A 16,677-nucleotide genomic window follows, 5' to 3' on the forward strand; every position below is an offset into this window, starting at 1 on the left:
ATGTCACAGACCGTCGACTCCCCCTCCCCGCTGCAAGGCTCGGCCCGCGATCGCGAGATCGTCGAGGCGCGCGTCATCGTCACCTGCCCGGGGCGCAACTTCGTCACCTTGAAGATCCGCACCCGCTCGGGCATCACCGGGCTTGGCGATGCCACGCTCAACGGCCGCGAACTGGCGGTGGCGGCGTACCTGCAGGAACACCTGGTGCCGAACCTGATTGGCCGCGATGCCGGGCGTATCGAGGACATCTGGCAGTTCTTCTACCGCGGTGCGTACTGGCGGCGCGGGCCGGTGACGATGAGCGCGATTGCCGCAGTAGATGTGGCGTTGTGGGACATCCTGGGCAAGATGGCCGGCCTGCCGCTGTATCAGTTGCTGGGCGGGCGCTCGCGCGAAGGCGCGCTGGTCTACGGCCACGCCAACGGCCGCGACATCGCCGAAACCAGCGACGAGGTGGGCCGCTTCCGCGAGATGGGCTTTATCGCCATCCGCGCGCAATGCGGCGTGCCCGGCATCAAGAAGACCTACGGCATCTCAAGCGGTGGCAAGCCGTACGAGCCGGCCGAGAGCGAATTGCCCACCGAAACCGTGTGGTCCACGCCGCGCTACCTGGGGGTGGTGCCGAAGTTGTTCGAGCAGCTGCGCGCCGACCACGGCGATGAGATCGAATTGCTGCACGATGCGCATCACCGCCTCACACCGATCGAAGCTGCGCGCCTGGGTCGCGACCTGGAGCCGTACCGCCTGTTCTGGCTGGAGGACGCCACCCCGGCGGAAAACCAGCGCGCGTTCGAAGTGATTCGCCAGCACACGGTAACGCCGCTGGCGGTGGGCGAGGTGTTCAATTCGCTCTGGGACTGCAAGCACCTGATCGAGCAACAGCTGATCGACTACATCCGCACCACCATTGTCCATGCCGGCGGCATCACGCATGTGCGCAGGCTGGCCGATTTTGCCGCGCTGCATCAGGTGCGCACCGGCTTCCACGGCGCCACCGATCTGTCGCCGGTGTGCATGGGCGCGGCCCTGCACTTCGACACCTGGGTGCCCAATTTCGGTATCCAGGAATACATGTTCCATTCCGACGAGGCCAATGCGGTGTTCCCGCACGACTACGTGTTCCGCGACGGGCGCCTGCATTGCGGGGAAACGCCCGGGCATGGCGTGGACATCGATGAAACCCTGGCCGCGAAGTACCCCTACGTGCCCAAGCAGTTGCCGATCGCGCGTCTGGAAGACGGCGCGATGTGGGACTGGTGAGGCGCATGCGTGCCTTACTGCTGGCTGTAAGCGTGGCGTTGGTCGCGCCGCTGGCGGCGTATGCGCAGCCAGCGGCGCCGAAGCAGGCCGTGGCGTTCGACTGGTTCGAGTACCGCGGCGATGACCCGGTGTTCGCAACGCCACTGCCCGCCGGGCATTATCGCAATCCGATCCTGGCCGGGTTCTATCCCGACCCCAGCATCACGCGCGTGGGCGAGCGCTATTACCTGGTCAATTCCACCTTTGCGTATTTCCCGGCGATTCCGGTGTTCGAGAGCACGGACCTGGTGCATTGGACGCAGGTCGGCAATGTGGTCGAGCGGCGTGAGCAGCTCGATTACGATGGCCTGGGCGTGTCGCGCGGCATGTTCGCCGCCAGCATCCGCCACCATGCCGGGCGGTTCTATGTGGTGGGCACCGCGGTGGACAGCGGCGGCAACTTCATTGCCAGCGCGACCAGTGCGGCCGGGCCGTGGTCCACGCTCAGCTGGCTGCCCGGCGTGGACGGCATCGACCCGTCGTTGTTCTTCGATACCGATGGCAGCGCGTACCTGCTCAACAATGGCCCGCCGGAAGGCACGCCGTTGTACGAAGGCCACCGCGCCATCTGGATGCAACGGTTTGATCTGGCCACCCACCAGCCGGTGGGCCTACGCAAGGTGCTGCTCAACGGCGGCGTGGACCTGGCCAGCAAGCCGATCTGGATCGAAGGCCCGCACCTCTACCAACGCGATGGCTGGTACTACCTGTCGTGCGCCGAAGGCGGCACCGGGCCGCAGCATTCACAAGTGGTGCTGCGTAGTCGCAACGTGTGGGGCCCGTACGCGCCCGCGCCGCACAACCCCATCCTCACCCAGCGCGACCTGCCTGCCGGGCGCGCGCAGCCGATCAGCAATGCCGGCCATGTCGACCTGGTGGACACGCCCGACGGACAGTGGTGGGCGGTGTTCCTGGCCAGCCGGCCCTACGCGCACGACCGCTACAACACCGGGCGCGAAACCTTCCTGCTGCCGGTGCAGTGGCGCGATGGCTGGCCGTCGATCCTGCCGCCGGGCGCACCGATTCCCTACGTGGCCAAGGCACCGCACGGCACGCCGGCGCGCATCGACCAAACGCCGCTGTCCGGCAACTTCACCTGGCGCGACGGGTTCGACGCCCCCACGCCGCAGCGCGAATGGCTGTCGTTGCGCGTGCCCAAGCGTGACTGGGCCGACCTGCGTGCACGCCCGGGCTGGCTCACCCTGCACGCCACACCGCAAGGACTGGCCAGCACCGGCAACCCGGCGTTTCTGGGGCGGCGCCAGCAGCACACGCACTTCACCGCCAGCACCGCGCTGGAGTTGCCAGCCCACGCGGGCATCAGCGCCGGCCTGGCCGCGGTGCAGAATTCCAACGCGTGGTACGCGCTGGGCGTACGCCGCGATGGCGATGGCGCAGAGGTCTTCGTGGACAAGCGCGACGGCACGCGCACCACCACCCTGGCCCGTGCGCGCATCCCGGTCACCACCGCCCCATTGCGGCTGCAGATCAGCGGCGATGGCGGGCGCTACAGCTTTGCCTTCGATGCAACCGGGCACGGCTGGCAATGGCTGCAGCGTCACGACGACGCCAGCATGCTGAGCACTGCACAGGCCGGCGGCTTTGTCGGCAGCACGATCGGACCCTTCGCCCAGCTGGACCCAGACCGCACCAAGGAGGATTGAGCATGCATTCCCATCCTGCCCCGCATGCCCGCGTGCCGCACCGTGCCCTGGCGCGGGGCCTGTTGCTGGCGCTCGGCGTGGCCGCCGGCAGCACGCACGCCGCAACGCCACCGCCGCCATATCTGGACCCCACGCAACCGCTGCAGGCGCGCGCCGCCGATCTGGTATCGCGCATGACGCTGGAGGAAAAGGCCGCGCAGATGCAGAACGCCGCGCCCGCCATCCCGCGCCTGCAGGTGCCCGAATACGATTGGTGGAACGAAGCCCTGCACGGCGTGGCCCGCGCCGGCGGTGCCACGGTGTTTCCGCAGGCGATCGGCCTGGCGGCCACGTTCGATACCCCGTTGATGGCCGAGGTGGCCACCGCCATCAGCGACGAAGCGCGCGCCAAGCACCATGCCTTCCTGGCGGGCGGCGAGCACAAGCGTTACCAGGGGCTCACGTTCTGGTCGCCCAACATCAACATCTTCCGTGACCCGCGCTGGGGCCGTGGCCAGGAAACCTATGGCGAGGATCCGTTCCTCACCGCGCGCATGGGCGTCACCTTCGTGCAGGGCCTGCAGGCGCAGCAGGGGCCGTATCGCAAGCTCGATGCCACCGCCAAGCATTACGCGGTGCACAGTGGCCCGGAGGCGGATCGTCATCATTTCGACGTGCATCCCAGCGAGCGCGATCTCTACGAGACCTATCTGCCCGCCTTTCAGGCGCTGGTGCAGGAAGGCCACGTCGCCGCGGTGATGGGTGCCTACAACCGCGTCAACGGCGAGTCCGCATCGGCCAGCACGCGGCTGGAAGGCATCCTGCGCCGTGATTGGGGTTTCGATGGCTACATCGTCAGCGACTGCGCGGCCATCCGCGACATCTGGCAGAACCACAAGATCGTGCCCACGCCCGAAGCCGCCGCCGCACTCGGCGTCAAGCATGGCACCGACCTGGATTGCGGCGACACCTATGCCGCGTTGCCTGCCGCCGTGCGTGCCGGCCTGATCGATGAAGCCACCATCGATCGGTCGCTGACACGGCTGATGGCCGCGCGCCTGCGGCTGGGCATGTTCGACCCGCCGGCCAAGGTGCCGTGGGCGCAGACCCCGGCATCGGCCAATCAATCGCCGCAGCACGATGCACTGGCCCGGCGCACCGCACGCGAATCGCTGGTACTGCTGAAAAACGACGGCCTGCTGCCGCTCAAGCCCACGCTCAAGCGCATTGCCGTGGTCGGCCCCACCGCCGATGACCCGATGTCGCTGCTGGGCAACTACTACGGCACACCGGCCGCGCCGGTCACCATCCTGCAAGGCATCCGCGATGCGGCCCCGCAGGCCGAGGTGGTGTATGCACGCGGCAGCGACCTGGTGGAAGGCCGCGAAGACCCCAACGCCGCCGCACCGATCGACGCGCGCTACCTGCGCCCAGCCGCCGGTGCCAGCCAGAACGGCCTTACCGGTGACTACTTCCGTGGCCGTGCACTGGCGGGCCAGCCGGTGCTCACCCGCATCGACCCACGCATCGCCTTCCGTTGGGACCGCAATGCGCCCACCGACGATGCGGTCGGCCGCGGCGAACTACAGCCCGGCCAGGCGCTCGGCAAGGACGACTTCAGCGTGCGCTGGCACGGCCAGTTGCTGCCGCCGGTGTCGGGAAACTACGAGCTGCAGATTGCCGCCGACGACGGCGTGCGCCTGTATCTGGACGGCAAGCCGCTCATCGACCAGTGGAGCGATGCGCCGCGCATGCGGAGCAGCACCGCCACCGTGGCGCTGCAGGCCGGCAAGGCCTACGACCTGCGCGTGGAATATTACGAAGCCACCCGCGATGCCGGCGTACGCCTGGCCTGGCGCATGCCCGGCGCCAAACCGCCGTTGCAGGAAGCCGTGGATGCCGCGCGCAATGCCGATGTGGTGGTGTTTGTCGGCGGTCTCACCGGCGATGTCGAAGGTGAGGAAATGGACGTCAATTACCCCGGCTTTGCTGGCGGCGACCGCACCGACACGCGCCTGCCCAAACCCCAACGCGAGCTATTGCAGGCACTGCAGGCCACCGGCACGCCAGTGGTCGCGGTGCTCACCACTGGCTCCGCATTGGCCATCGACTGGGCACAGCAACACGTGCCCGCCATCCTGCTGGCCTGGTACCCCGGCCAGCGTGGCGGTACCGCAGTGGGCGATGTGCTGTTCGGCCAGGCCAGCCCGGGCGGGCGCCTGCCGATCACCTTCTACAAGGAAGACGAACGCCTGCCGGCCTTCGACGATTACGCCATGCGCGGGCGCACCTACCGCTACTTCGACGGCAAGCCGCTGTACCCGTTCGGCCATGGCCTGGCCTACACGCAGTTCGCGTATTCGAACCTGCGGCTGGACCGCACCACCGTTGCCGCCGATGGCACGCTGCGCGCCACCGTGTCGGTGAAGAACACCGGCCAGCGAGCCGGCGATGAAGTGGTGCAGCTGTATCTGCACCCGCTCAACCCGCAGCGCGAACGCGCACGCAAGGAGTTGCGCGGCTTCCAGCGCATCACCCTGCAACCGGGCGAACACCGCGAGGTGAGCTTCAACATCACCCCGCGCGAGGCGCTGCGTATTTACGACGAGCAGCGCAAAGCGTACGCCGTCGACCCAGGCGCCTACGAGCTGCAGATCGGTGCCTCCAGCGCAGACATCCGCAGCAAACAACGCTTTACCGTCACCGCAAACTGATCCCACCGCACGCCGCGGAATCAACGCCCCTCTCCCGTCGGGAGAGGGGTTGGGGTGAGGGTACGGCCACCAAGCGAACTTGCATCACCCCACGATTTCAAACAAACACCCATGCCAATTCCAACGCTCTCCATCGCAACACTCGCCCACCTACCTGCCACCGTCCTCACTCCCACCTACACTCCCAAACACACCACCATCGGCATCGTCCACCTAGGCGCTGGCGCCTTCCATCGCGCGCACCAGGCCGTCTACATCGATGACCTGCTCGCCGACGACCCCGCCTGGGCCATCTGCGCGGTGTCGCTGCACAACCCGCAGGTGCGCGATGCGCTGCGCCCGCAGGACGGCCTGTACACGCTTGCACTGCTCGATGCACAGCCACAGCTGCGCGTGATCGGTGCCATCGCCGAAGTGCTCTGCGCCAGCGATGAGCAACCTGCCGTGCTCGCCCGCCTCGCCGATCCGGCAGTGCGCCTGGTCACTCTCACCGTCACCGAAAAAGGCTATTGCCTGGCAGGCGATGCGTTGGACCTCAGCCACCCCGATATCGTGCATGACCTTGCGCATCCGCAGACACCGCGCAGCGCGATCGGCTACCTGGTCGCCGGCCTGTATGCACGCAGGCAGCACGGCCGCGCACCGTTCACCGTGCTCAGCTGCGACAACCTGGCCGACAACGGCAGCCTGCTGCGCCGCGCCACCGTGCTGCTTGCGCAGCAACGCGATCCCGCGCTCGCCGCCTGGATCGAACAGCACGTCAGCTTTCCGCGCTCGATGGTGGACAGCATCACCCCTGCCACCGACGAGGCGCTACGCGCGCAAGTGCACGCACAGACCGGCCTGCACGACGCCTGGCCGATCCAGCGGGAGCGCTACACCCAGTGGGTAATCGAAGACCGCTTCTGCAACGGCCGCCCGGCATTCGAACGCGCAGGCGTCACGCTCAGCGACGATATCGCCGGCTACGCGCGCGCCAAGCTGCGCCTGCTCAACGGCCCGCACTCGGCGCTTGCCTACCTCGGCAGCCTGCTGCAGCTGGAGACCGTGGCCGATGCCATGCAGCACACGCCGCTGGCCAGCTTCGTCGCAACGCTGATGCGCGAGGACATCGGCCCCAGCCTGGCGACGATGCCCGGCTTCGACCCGCACCGCTACAGCGACGCCATCCTGGCCCGCTTCCGCAACCCCGCCATCCGCCACCTGCTGGCCCAGATCGCCTGGGACGGCTCGCAGAAGATTCCGGTGCGCCTGCTCGGCACAATTGCCGACGCACTCACCGCCGGCCGCCGCATCGATCGCCTCTGCCTGCCGGTCGCAGCCTGGCTGCACTTTGTGCGCAGGCAGGCGCACGCAGGTGTTGCGTTGGTTGATCCGCTGGGCGAACAGCTAAGTGCGATCGGCCGTATCGCGACCGGCGACGCACACCGGGATATCGCTGCATTTCTCACAGTTGACGCAACCTTTGCGCCGCTGTCTGCTGACGAGCGTTTTGTAGAAGCGCTACAGCAGGCGTATGCCCTCTTCCAAACTGCGCGGCCGGCAGATGTACAACAGCTTCTGGCAACTGCATAGATCAAGCGCTTACCTCGGTCACACCCAAAATGCATTGCAGGACAGCGTTAGTCCTGACACCTGCGGCCTCATGCAAACAATTCGCTCTCCCCCGACGAGTCCTAGCGAACTGATCCATGCGTCAACCACAAAACTTGTGCCTATTGCGTTCTCGTCGCTTTGCTGTGGTAAAAATTACACAACAGGGGAAGGGAGCGGGTTAGATGGATTTTATTGATCAGTTGCGTGTGCTTGCGACACGCATCAGTACGACACGCGCGTTAATTCAGACAGAAGAGGCCACCAAGAATGCAATGGTGATGCCCCTCATCCAAATTCTTGGATACAATGTTTTCGATCCACTCGAAGTCACGCCGGAAATCGTTGCCGATGTCGGCACGAAGAAAGGCGAGAAAGTCGACTATGCGATTCTTCGCGATGGCAAACCCATCATTCTTTTCGAGTGTAAGAAAGCGGGTGCCGAGCTAAGCATCAATCATGCAGGCCAGCTATTTCGCTACTTCCACGTCACTGCGGCACGCTTTGGTGTTTTGACGAACGGCCTGGTCTACAGGTTTTTCACTGACCTAGAACAGCCGAACAAGATGGATGAAAAGCCGTTCTTCGAATTCAACGTCCTTGATTTCAAAGAACGCGATGTCGAAGAACTCAAAAAGTTTGCCAAGTCGGCGTTTGACCTAGACACGATTCTGACGACCGCGAATGAATTGAAGTACACACGCGCTATCCAGACACGTCTGGCAGAATGGATGCATCAGCCTACCGAAGAATTCGTCAAGCTGGTCTCGGCTGATCTGGTCGGAACAAGACGCTTTACGCCGGCGATCCGCGATCAATTCACAGCGATCACGCGCCGCGCGTTCGATCAGCTGGTCAGTGAGCGAATCAATGAACGGCTTAAAGGTGCCATGGCACCTGAAACTGCCTTGATCGGTGATCACATCTCGCATGTCCCCGCAGATCAGCCTACGGCGGCAGCCTCACTTGCTCCTGATCCACTGATCGTCACAACGCCGGAAGAGATCGAAGGCTTTCACGTTGTCAGAGCGATCGTACGCGAAGCCATTCCTGGAAGACGCGTCTTTATGAGGGATGCTCAAAGCTATTGCGCCATCCTCCTGGACGACAACAATCGGAAGCCGATCTGCAGACTCCGGTTCAACAACCCTCAAAAGCTCCGGCTTGGGCTTTTCAATGCGGCCAAGGAAGAGGAGCAGATCGATCTCGGTTCGATCGACGATATTTATAATTTCGCAGAAAAGATTCGCGCCACTGTCGCAGCGTATTTGCCACAGGAAGACTGTGCTTAGTCGGTCTCAGCACCCCATGCGCCGGGCGTCATAATCTCCCGGCGTGTCACGGCTCGAGCTGTTGGCCGATCCGCAGCAAGTTGCCGCTTTCATCCACAATCGCAAATTCGCGCATGCCCCAGGGCTTGTCGCCGACTGGATCGATCCGTGGGATGCCTTGTGCCGGCAGCGCTGCTGCCCGCATTGCGGCATAGACACCATCCACATCAGTCACGCGCAGATAGCAGCCCGCATAACAGGCCGCCGGGTCCAGATCCGGATGCGCAAAGAAGTGCAGCTCCACATCGCCGCGCTGCAGGATCGCGTAGCCCGCATCATGCGGGTGCGCATCGCCGGCAAAGCCAAGCGCGCGATAGAACGTCAGCGTCTGCGCAATCGAGCGGCGGGGAAGGATCGGGATGGTCTGGTCACCGACATTGGCGCTGGCATTCATTCTTGTCTCCTCTGTCGAAGGGATCAGTGCTGAACACATTACGGCGATCATTGGCGGCGTAACAGCCCAAGCGGTGTGCACGCCACCGCCCTGCGATTTACCTGATTCACCACGCAGCTCAGACCTGCCGGCGGCCCAGACTTCATTGTCACATTGTCGCTTGCAGATAGTGCCGCCCGCTCCCTCAGACCGCCTGATCACTTCGCATGGCGGCGTTCTTCTTCAAAAGACGCATCAGCACCACTGCAAGCAGGATCAGAAAGCTCAACTCCCACACGTAGAACGCGGCGCCCACGTGATCGATCGTGACCTGATGACCGGCCTCGTTCTTGTCGAACCTGGTTGCGCGAAAGGTATCCAGTCCGATTAGGCAGGCTGATACCAGCAAGGCTGCAGCCAACTTGTCCAGTTTGAGGAAGTAACAAAGCCACGCCAGGAAGAACAGTGGGTTGCTTAACCAGGCGATACATTGGCCATCGACCAGCTGGATCCAGCCAAGCAGCAAAATGACGAAACCGCCAAGTTGATCGTTGCCTCCATGCAATGCGGGAAGACAGAGCGCAATGCCATAGAGCAGTGCAGATAACACGAGGAGAGATACTTTCACGACCGTCCTTGTCTGAGACGAAGCCTGCGCTTCATCGCTTGGGGTGGGTCCACAGAGCAGGCGCCTGCCAGCGGCCCCCCACTATAGACAATGGGCCCGAAGTTGTGGCCTGCCAGATGACTGGCCATGTCACCTCGTGAGCGGTTCATTCCCGAGGCATGGCTGCGGTACATGGCTATGACATGCTTGAGCCCTCATCGCCATGCCTCTTGAGTCAGCACCCACATGGCAGCGCCCAAGAAACAACACTTGCCAGAGAAGGTTTGCGTTCAGTGCGGACGACCGTTTCGTTGGCGCAAGAAGTGGGAGCGTGTCTGGGACGAGGTGAAGTACTGTTCCGATCGCTGCCGTCATGCGCGTAAGGCTCAGCCGAGCAGCTGAGGTCCGTTGAGTTTGCGCGGCGCTCCCTGCAACGTGCCGCGTTGTAGCGAGCGAAGGCGCCGGCTTGGCAAGCCGCGTCGGTTAGCGCGGAGCACCGGCACTGCCTGGTGGCCTGCTGCGGTGCAAACCAGATGGATAGATGCTGCGTACTGGCGAGTTGGAGCAGCCATCAAAACGACGACGCAGCCGCCCGCGGCCGGTGCACGGAATCCTTATGCAGCACCGTGCACTCCGCCTCCTCCGTGTCGTCCGCACCCACCCAACGCACACTACGTTGTGTTGGCCGCTCCTACTCCGCGGCTTTCCTGGCTTTCGACTGCTTCGCAACCGCCATGTTGTCGACCAGGTTGGGGTACGGACGGCCTGCAGCCTTGGCGCGGGCCTTGGCTTGGGTTTTCTGCGCAGCCGACAGTGGCCTGGATGTCTTGGCCGGGTTGGACTTTTTCCAGGGTGCAGTCCTCTTGCTGGCGGGTTTCTTGGCAGCCGTCTTGTTGCTTGTTGCTTTTTTGGCAGCCACCTTCTTGGTGGCGCCCTTCCGCACGCTGCTCTGCTGTGTCGCGCGCTTGCTCGTGGCTTTCTTTGCCGTGCCCTTGCGGGGAGTCGCGCGCTTCTTTGCGGCTGTACGTGCTCCGCTGTTCGACGTGGCGGCGCTTGCATCGGTTTTCGCCGCATTTTTTTTTTTGGAGGACGACTTCGTGCTGGCGGCTTTCTGGGTAGCCGCTCCGGTCTGCTTGTTGTCACCCGCCTGCAGGCGGGCATGCAGTCGCTCGGCCCACCGCTGCCCGGCATCGCCGCCCCACAGCAGCCAGGCGATGTAGCCGGCGGATGGCTTGGTGCGATCCGCCCATCCCTTGCCGGTCTTGTCCACGCTGTGGCGAGCGAAGTACGCGTGCATCCGCCGAATGGTCTGGGCCGAGAGCTGCTTCTGGGCGGACAGGTCCCTTGCACGTGCCACACCAATCGCCGTGCCGCCGCGCCTGTGTTGCTCACGCAAGCGCAATCCGCGGGCTGCTGCGTTGGCGACGGTCTTGGGCGGCGTGGTGTTGAGGGTCTTTGTTGTCGAGGTGCGTGCCACGCGGCTCTCCTGTCAGTGCGTTGCCGTAGTGTTCGCATTGCGGGGTACTGTTGGACGTGAAGAGCGTGCGCCCGGGAGCATGCAGCGCTGCCAGTGCGTTGTTTGTGATCCGCTCTCTGGCGTGCTGCGTTGGGCACGCCGTGCGGCGGTTGATAGATGCGTCCACCGGGCTCCATCGACTTGATGCAAGCAGCGTAGCGTGACGTCGCAATAATTTTGCATGGCGTCGCTGCACCACGCGGATCAGCCTGCTTTTGCAGGGTCACAGCGCACGCGCGTGCCGATACACTGGCCAGTCATCGCAATCAGGCAGAGACGTCCATGAGCTCTTTGGCGACTTCGTTCCGCGCAGCCGTGTTCGCTGCCGGGGTCACATGTATTCCTGCGCACGTTGGCGGCACACCCGATGGCAACCGCGCATCGGCTGAAGCCGCACAGGCGGTGCAGCCCGTGCAGTGGCGCACGGTGGCCACGCACAACACACCGCACGCGCGCCATGAGAACAGCATGGTCGCCATTGATGATCGTCTGTACCTGCTGGGTGGGCGCGACGACCGGCCGCTGGAGATCTTCGATACCACCACGCAGCGGTGGTCGCAGGGCGCCACGCCGCCACTGATGGTCAATCATGCCCAGGCCGTGGTGTCGTCCGGCAAGCTTTACGTGGTGGGTGGCTTTACGGGCAACTATCCCGAAGAGGCCTCGCTCACCAACATGCTGATCTACGACCCGAAGACCGACCAATGGCAGGTCGGGCCGGAGATTCCCACGCAGCGCCGTCGCGGTGCCGCCGGCACGGTGGAACATGCGGGGGTGTTGTATCTGGTCGGCGGCAATACACGTGGCCACATGAGCGGCTACGTGCCCTGGCTGGATGCTTTCGACACCCGGACACAGCAATGGACGCAGCTGCCCGACGCACCGCATGCGCGCGATCACTTCCATGCGGTGGTACTCGACGGCAAGCTGTATGCCGCCGGCGGGCGTCGTTCCGCGCATGAAAGCGGCAATACCCTGGCGCAGACAATCGGTGAGGTCGATGTGTACGACATTGCACAGCGCAGCTGGACAGTTGCACCGGCCGCGCTGCCGACGCCACGTGCGGGCACCGCCGCGATCGCGCGCGATGGCCGGCTGCTCGTCATGGGCGGCGAGAGCACGCGCCAGGTGAAGGCGCACGAAGAGGTGGAGGCCTACGACCCGCGTACGGCGCGCTGGACGACACTGCCGACGTTGCCGCAGGGGCGCCACGGCACGCAGGCAGCCGCGGTGAAGGGCGATGTCTATCTCGCTGCGGGTAGCGCAAATCGGGGCGGTGGGCCGGAGCTGGAGGATGTGCTGGTGTTGCCGAAGCTGCAAGACACGCAGTCACTGGATTAGTCAGTGCGCTGCGGGCGCACGCCTAGATGGATCGCCTGTGCATGGCGCGCATCGGCACTGCCCTGTCGCGGCCAAGGCCGCTCCTACGGTGGAGCGGCTATCGCGAGCCTTCGGTGCGTGTTGCGCTTGTCAGCGTGCAAACTCCAACCCAAGCGAGGTCACCTTCACCCGCGCCAGCAGTGCGTGCGAGGTCATGTACAGCGTGTGTCCGTCATTGCCGAAGGCGCAGTTGGAAATGGCGGCACCGGTTTCGATGCGGCCGAGTCTGCGGCCGTCCGGATCGAACACGATGACGCCGCCAGGGCCGGTGGCGAACAGGCGGCCATCTGCCGACACCGCCATGCCGTCAGGCAAGCCGGGCGTGTCTTTGTTGACCAGGTCGGTGGCATCGGCGAACACACGCTTGCCGGTCACCGCGCCCTGCGCATCCAGCGCATACGCCATCCAGATCGGGCGCGCCGGATCGGAGTTGGCCACGTAGAGCGTGCGCTGATCCGGTGACAGCGCGATGCCGTTGGGAAAACTCAGGCTGTCGTCGAGCAGGTGCACGCTGCCGTCGGTATCCAGGCGATACACGCCGTTGAAGCGCAGTTCCTTGACCGGCGAATCGTTCATGCCCTTCAAGCCATACGGTGGGTCGGTGAAGAACACCACGCCATCCTTGCGACGCACCACATCGTTGGGGCTGTTGAAGCGCTTGCCGTCGAAACTGGTGGCCAGCGGAGTTTTCGTGCGCGTGGCAGGGTCCAGCCGCGCCACGATGCGGGTACCAGAATCGGCCAGCAACACGGTGCCGCCCGGTTCGGCAAACAGGCCATTGGCACCGGCTTCGCGCAGCGCGGCGACATCCGTGCCGGCGTAACCGGAAGGCGACAAGAACACCGATAACCCTGAGTCGTCGGACCAGCGATACAGCTTGTTTTCTGGCACATCGGTGAACAGCAGATAGCCGCCCTGCCGCACCCAGGTGGGGCCCTCGGACCAGGTGAAGCCTTCGGTGAGCTTTTCGATGCGTGCGTCGGTTGCAACCACATCGCTGAAGCTCGCATGGAAGCTTTCAAGATGGCCAATCGCCGGGTATCGCGATGGCGGTGCATTGCTCTTGGTACAGGCAGAAAGCAATGCGAGCAGCGGAATGACCAACAGCATCAAAAGTGACAGGCGCATCGTAAATCCCATTCGTCAGTGACACCCATCATGCCACCAAGCGGCCGAGCTCATTACGGTGTTCGCGGCATTAATGCAAACTAACCTTAACCTGTCATGCCGAAACGCAGGAACAGCAGTCAGGCGCTGCGCTTACTATCGAGCACTCATAGCACAGGCCAGAACTGCAAGACCTTTACAGAAACCATCCCGGGAGCTGCCAGCCACGGAGTCCCTGCCCACCTTACTTATATTGCCTATAAAATTTAAATCCATATTGGCAACTAGAGTGTGACCAAAAGCAATAATTTTATCTAAAATCAGTACTAGCTTATTCCCGAGCCAAGCCAATCAGGCACTACTCAAGACGAACCGAGGGGGAAGAATGAAAAACCGAATTGCTCTTTTCTTATCCGCGCTCGCGTTCATCACACCCCTGTGTGCAAGTGCAACCAAGCAGAGCACCCAGGTTGAAGCGAACAGTGCACACGCAGCATCCATTCAAAGCGAGACGCAAAAGATTCGTAGCCGCGACTTCGCATTGGCACCTTTGAAGAATAAGCAAGAGGTAAGGCGCTATCTGGCCAAGAGCCCATCGGATCCCCACTATCAGTGCTGAACCGGAATTCTGCTCAGCGTTTTACCGAAAGCATCGAGTTCAACGAGCGTGGGGTTACGACGTTTTCTTACAAGGAATTGAGCGGACTCAGCATTCGCCAAGCTTATGCAATATTGTCATTGCTTGGCATCCAGGATGCGACAGCTTCCGTTCCCGGACTGCGTGTTGAGAGTGAGGTTGATCGTGCAATCCTATCGGCAAGCTCCTCATTGATTCAGCCTGCTGCTTCAAAGGACCCCGAAGTAGATTACGGCGACTATCGCTGCGCGGGTCGCGGAACTTGCCAAAAGTCCATCGACTTTATATGCACTGGAAATTGCTGATCTACCTGACGGTGCTTTGCTCAACCCTGGTGCAACTTTACGCAGGGGACGCATGCGCAAGCGACGATTCTTCGTCTGGAGTCCTGAAGCTACGTGCCGATATAATCGCAGCTGCCAAGAATCCTGACCAGGCGTCAGAGAGTAAAAGACTGGCCCATGTCATGCAGACATATGCGTTGGCAGGCATCCGCTTGCGGCTCAAGCAAGATGCCCAGAAGCTCTCGTCAACCGACGCACGAGCCCTCTTTGAAGCGGCAAATGCCGCTTCGTTTTATACAGACGATGCAGGTATTGCCAACGACCAAGTAAAACTTTTTAAGGTACTTGAGGGCAAGAGACTGATGCAGCCAAGTGATATCGTCAACACCTATGGTGCATTGGTGGCAGCACGGGACTTCAATGCAGCTCAGGCGTTCTTTCATAATTATTCTTACGCACTACCACGCCGACCACCCAAATTGATTCCGCTCAAAGGTCGCGAAGCAGGAATGGCATCGGAGTTGGTCGTGAATACGGATGGGGCAGTACTGAAGGAGTCGATGGCACGACTTGAACCAACGACAATTCTCGTCGTGGGCGATCCTCTGTGTGCTTACACACAACAGGCCGCTGATGACATCTCCAGAAGCTCGCCACTCAGGAAACTCATGCGGGATTATTCCAGGTGGATAGCACCACCCAGCAGACAACCTGACTTTTCTGTCTACGCGCAATGGAACGCACATCATCCCGACGCACATTTCTCACTTGTTTATCGACGGTCTGATTGGAGGATGATCAACCATTGGGAGACCCCGGCATTCTATTTTTTCAAGAATGGGAGAGTAGTACGACAGGTGACGGGATGGCCACGCGGGGGGCGTCAACAAGAGCTGTTGTCTGCCGCAAAGGCCATCGGGCTGCCTACCGACTAGAAGAATGCTCCGTTACACAACTGGAGTGCGCGTCGTTAGAAGCGATGATCATCAGCCCTCCGCTTGCTTTCCGCTAGCGCCTGCCGGCACCGCCAGCACCGCATCCAGGGCCGGCTTGGGCTGGTGGTTGCGGTCGAACAGCAGCGGGTAGTTGGTGCGGCCGGGCACGGGGTAGTCGTTCTTCCAGGACATGCCATCGCTGACGCCCCAGACGCTGACGCGCGCCAGCTTGTCGCGCTTGCGCCAGAACAGCGCGAACAGTTCCGCATAGCGGTCACGTAGCTGCGTCTGCACCTGTGGTGGCAGGCCATCCGGGTACGGGTCGAGGAAGTGCTTGAATTCGGGTAACTGGAACTGCTTGTGCGCAAAGCCGGTGCCGATCACCTGGCCTTCCTTGGTGACCGGCAGCACGTCGATGTCCAGCTCGGTGATCATGACCTTGACCCCGAGCGCAGCGTAAGCATCGATGGCGGCTTCGATGTCCTGCACGCTCGGGTAGTTCAGGCCCCAATGCCCTTGCATGCCCACGCCGTCGATGCGGATGCCGGCCTGCTGCAGCATCTTGACCATGCGCACGATGCCATCGCGCTTGGCCGGCCGCCAGGCGTTGAAGTCGTTGTAGTAGAGCTGTGCGTCGGGCGCATAGCGCTGCGCGAAGGCGAACGCATTGCGCACCACGGTGTCGCCATCGCCGACGCGCTGCACCCAGTTGGTGGAGCGGTAGCTGCCGTCCTCGTCGATGATCTCGTTGACCACGTCCCAGGCCTGCACCTTGCCCACGTAGCGGCCGGCCACGCGCGCGATGTGCGCGCGCATGCGTTCCAGTTGGGCCTGCGACGTATTCGGTTTGCCGTTTGCATCGACAAAGAACCACTCCGGCGTCTGGTTATGCCAGACCAACGTATGGCCAACGATGAACATGCCACGCCGCTGCCTGTCGGCGACAAAGGCATCGGCCGCGGTGAAATCGAACACGCCCGGCTGCGGCGCCACCACCTCGGCCTTCATCACGTTCTCGGCGGTCACCGCGTTGAAGTGGCAGCCAACCAGCGCTGCGGAGGCCGCATCCTTGCCAGAGACGATGTCCGTATTGACCGCGGTGCCGATCAGAAAGCCGCCTGCATACGCGTCCTTGAGCGCCGTGGTGCCCGGTGCGCAGGCCGCCGAGGCGATGGGCGAGACGGCCATGCCGAGCAAGCCCAGCAACATTGCACATCGAAAGGAGAGTGGGCGAAACAGGTGCATGCAGTGATTCCTG

At 62.9% G+C, this 16,677-nt stretch carries 13 protein-coding genes and 1 other RNA gene; 9 read left to right on the top strand and 5 right to left on the bottom strand.

Translation table 11 applies throughout. The features are described from left to right. The 5 genes from manD (at position 1) to XCC_RS21290 (ending at position 8,541) form a co-directional block, all read left to right on the top strand. Positions 1 to 1,260 carry a D-mannonate dehydratase ManD gene (manD, locus tag XCC_RS21270; RefSeq protein ID WP_011039173.1) on the top strand — a complete coding sequence of 420 codons (1,260 nt, stop codon included), beginning with the start codon at positions 1 to 3 and terminating at the stop codon, positions 1,258 to 1,260. A gap of 20 nt (positions 1,261 to 1,280) precedes the next feature. After that, a complete protein-coding gene (locus XCC_RS21275; RefSeq protein ID WP_175422436.1) occupies positions 1,281 to 2,963 on the top strand; it encodes a glycoside hydrolase family 43 protein in 1,683 nt (560 codons plus the stop codon). 2 nt (positions 2,964 to 2,965) lie between these two features. After that, positions 2,966 to 5,656 carry a glycoside hydrolase family 3 protein gene (locus XCC_RS21280; protein ID WP_011039175.1) on the top strand — a complete coding sequence of 897 codons (2,691 nt, stop codon included), beginning with the start codon at positions 2,966 to 2,968 and terminating at the stop codon, positions 5,654 to 5,656. 111 nt (positions 5,657 to 5,767) lie between these two features. Further along, positions 5,768 to 7,231: a mannitol dehydrogenase family protein gene (locus XCC_RS21285; protein WP_011039176.1), complete on the top strand. Its 1,464-nt coding sequence runs from the start codon at positions 5,768 to 5,770 to the stop codon at positions 7,229 to 7,231. Positions 7,232 to 7,434: 203 nt separating this feature from the next. Beyond that, positions 7,435 to 8,541, top strand: coding sequence for a type I restriction endonuclease (locus XCC_RS21290; protein WP_011039177.1), 1,107 nt, complete (start codon positions 7,435 to 7,437; stop codon positions 8,539 to 8,541). 46 nt (positions 8,542 to 8,587) lie between these two features. On the opposite strand, the gene XCC_RS21295 is transcribed toward XCC_RS21290, so the two are convergent. Together XCC_RS21295 and XCC_RS21300 are read right to left on the bottom strand one after the other, a co-directional pair. Beyond that, positions 8,588 to 8,974, bottom strand: coding sequence for a bleomycin resistance protein (locus XCC_RS21295; protein ID WP_012439645.1), 387 nt, complete (start codon positions 8,972 to 8,974; stop codon positions 8,588 to 8,590). 184 nt (positions 8,975 to 9,158) lie between these two features. Beyond that, a complete protein-coding gene (locus XCC_RS21300; protein ID WP_011270094.1) occupies positions 9,159 to 9,581 on the bottom strand; it encodes a hypothetical protein in 423 nt (140 codons plus the stop codon). Positions 9,582 to 9,806: 225 nt separating this feature from the next. Here XCC_RS21300 and XCC_RS21305 point away from each other — a divergent pair, with 225 nt between their 5' ends. Continuing rightward, positions 9,807 to 9,962 carry a DUF2256 domain-containing protein gene (locus XCC_RS21305; RefSeq protein WP_011039179.1) on the top strand — a complete coding sequence of 52 codons (156 nt, stop codon included), beginning with the start codon at positions 9,807 to 9,809 and terminating at the stop codon, positions 9,960 to 9,962. Positions 9,963 to 10,176: 214 nt separating this feature from the next. Further along, positions 10,177 to 10,247, top strand: a non-coding RNA gene (locus XCC_RS21310) — sX9 sRNA. A gap of 4 nt (positions 10,248 to 10,251) precedes the next feature. Here the strand turns inward: XCC_RS21310 and XCC_RS22840 are convergent. Continuing rightward, positions 10,252 to 11,037, bottom strand: a complete 786-nt coding sequence (locus XCC_RS22840) for a DNA-binding protein (RefSeq protein ID WP_164923353.1) — start codon at positions 11,035 to 11,037, stop codon at positions 10,252 to 10,254. Between the two features lie 321 nt (positions 11,038 to 11,358). On the opposite strand from XCC_RS22840, the gene XCC_RS21320 reads away from it, so the two are divergent. After that, positions 11,359 to 12,417 carry a Kelch repeat-containing protein gene (locus XCC_RS21320; RefSeq protein WP_011039181.1) on the top strand — a complete coding sequence of 353 codons (1,059 nt, stop codon included), beginning with the start codon at positions 11,359 to 11,361 and terminating at the stop codon, positions 12,415 to 12,417. A 129-nt stretch (positions 12,418 to 12,546) separates the two neighbouring features. Here XCC_RS21320 and XCC_RS21325 read toward each other — a convergent pair whose 3' ends face one another. Next, a complete protein-coding gene (locus tag XCC_RS21325) occupies positions 12,547 to 13,584 on the bottom strand; it encodes an SMP-30/gluconolactonase/LRE family protein (RefSeq protein ID WP_011039182.1) in 1,038 nt (345 codons plus the stop codon). A gap of 902 nt (positions 13,585 to 14,486) precedes the next feature. Here XCC_RS21325 and XCC_RS21330 point away from each other — a divergent pair. Beyond that, positions 14,487 to 15,419 (top strand): hypothetical protein, encoded by a 933-nt coding sequence (locus tag XCC_RS21330; protein WP_230428425.1) that lies wholly within the window; start codon positions 14,487 to 14,489, stop codon positions 15,417 to 15,419. Positions 15,420 to 15,470: 51 nt separating this feature from the next. Here the strand turns inward: XCC_RS21330 and XCC_RS21335 are convergent, their stop codons facing one another. After that, positions 15,471 to 16,628 (bottom strand): endo-1,4-beta-xylanase, encoded by a 1,158-nt coding sequence (locus XCC_RS21335; RefSeq protein WP_011039184.1) that lies wholly within the window; start codon positions 16,626 to 16,628, stop codon positions 15,471 to 15,473. Positions 16,629 to 16,677: the final 49 nt, after the last annotated feature.

Source organism: Xanthomonas campestris pv. campestris str. ATCC 33913 (assembly GCF_000007145.1).
GTDB classification, from domain to species: domain Bacteria; phylum Pseudomonadota; class Gammaproteobacteria; order Xanthomonadales; family Xanthomonadaceae; genus Xanthomonas; species Xanthomonas campestris.

What these genes read in the sequence shown, in the direction of transcription:
- XCC_RS21325 (WP_011039182.1), bottom strand. Translation starts at nt 13,584, where the DNA reads ATGCGCCTGTCACTTTTGATGCTGTTGGTCATTCCGCTGCTCGCATTG.
- XCC_RS21305 (WP_011039179.1), top strand. Translation starts at nt 9,807, where the DNA reads ATGGCAGCGCCCAAGAAACAACACTTGCCAGAGAAGGTTTGCGTTCAG.
- XCC_RS21320 (WP_011039181.1), top strand. Translation starts at nt 11,359, where the DNA reads ATGAGCTCTTTGGCGACTTCGTTCCGCGCAGCCGTGTTCGCTGCCGGG.
- XCC_RS21280 (WP_011039175.1), top strand. Translation starts at nt 2,966, where the DNA reads ATGCATTCCCATCCTGCCCCGCATGCCCGCGTGCCGCACCGTGCCCTG.
- XCC_RS21285 (WP_011039176.1), top strand. Translation starts at nt 5,768, where the DNA reads ATGCCAATTCCAACGCTCTCCATCGCAACACTCGCCCACCTACCTGCC.
- XCC_RS21330 (WP_230428425.1), top strand. Translation starts at nt 14,487, where the DNA reads ATGCACTGGAAATTGCTGATCTACCTGACGGTGCTTTGCTCAACCCTG.
- XCC_RS21335 (WP_011039184.1), bottom strand. Translation starts at nt 16,628, where the DNA reads ATGTTGCTGGGCTTGCTCGGCATGGCCGTCTCGCCCATCGCCTCGGCG.
- XCC_RS21290 (WP_011039177.1), top strand. Translation starts at nt 7,435, where the DNA reads ATGGATTTTATTGATCAGTTGCGTGTGCTTGCGACACGCATCAGTACG.
- manD (WP_011039173.1), top strand. Translation starts at nt 1, where the DNA reads ATGTCACAGACCGTCGACTCCCCCTCCCCGCTGCAAGGCTCGGCCCGC.
- XCC_RS21295 (WP_012439645.1), bottom strand. Translation starts at nt 8,974, where the DNA reads ATGAATGCCAGCGCCAATGTCGGTGACCAGACCATCCCGATCCTTCCC.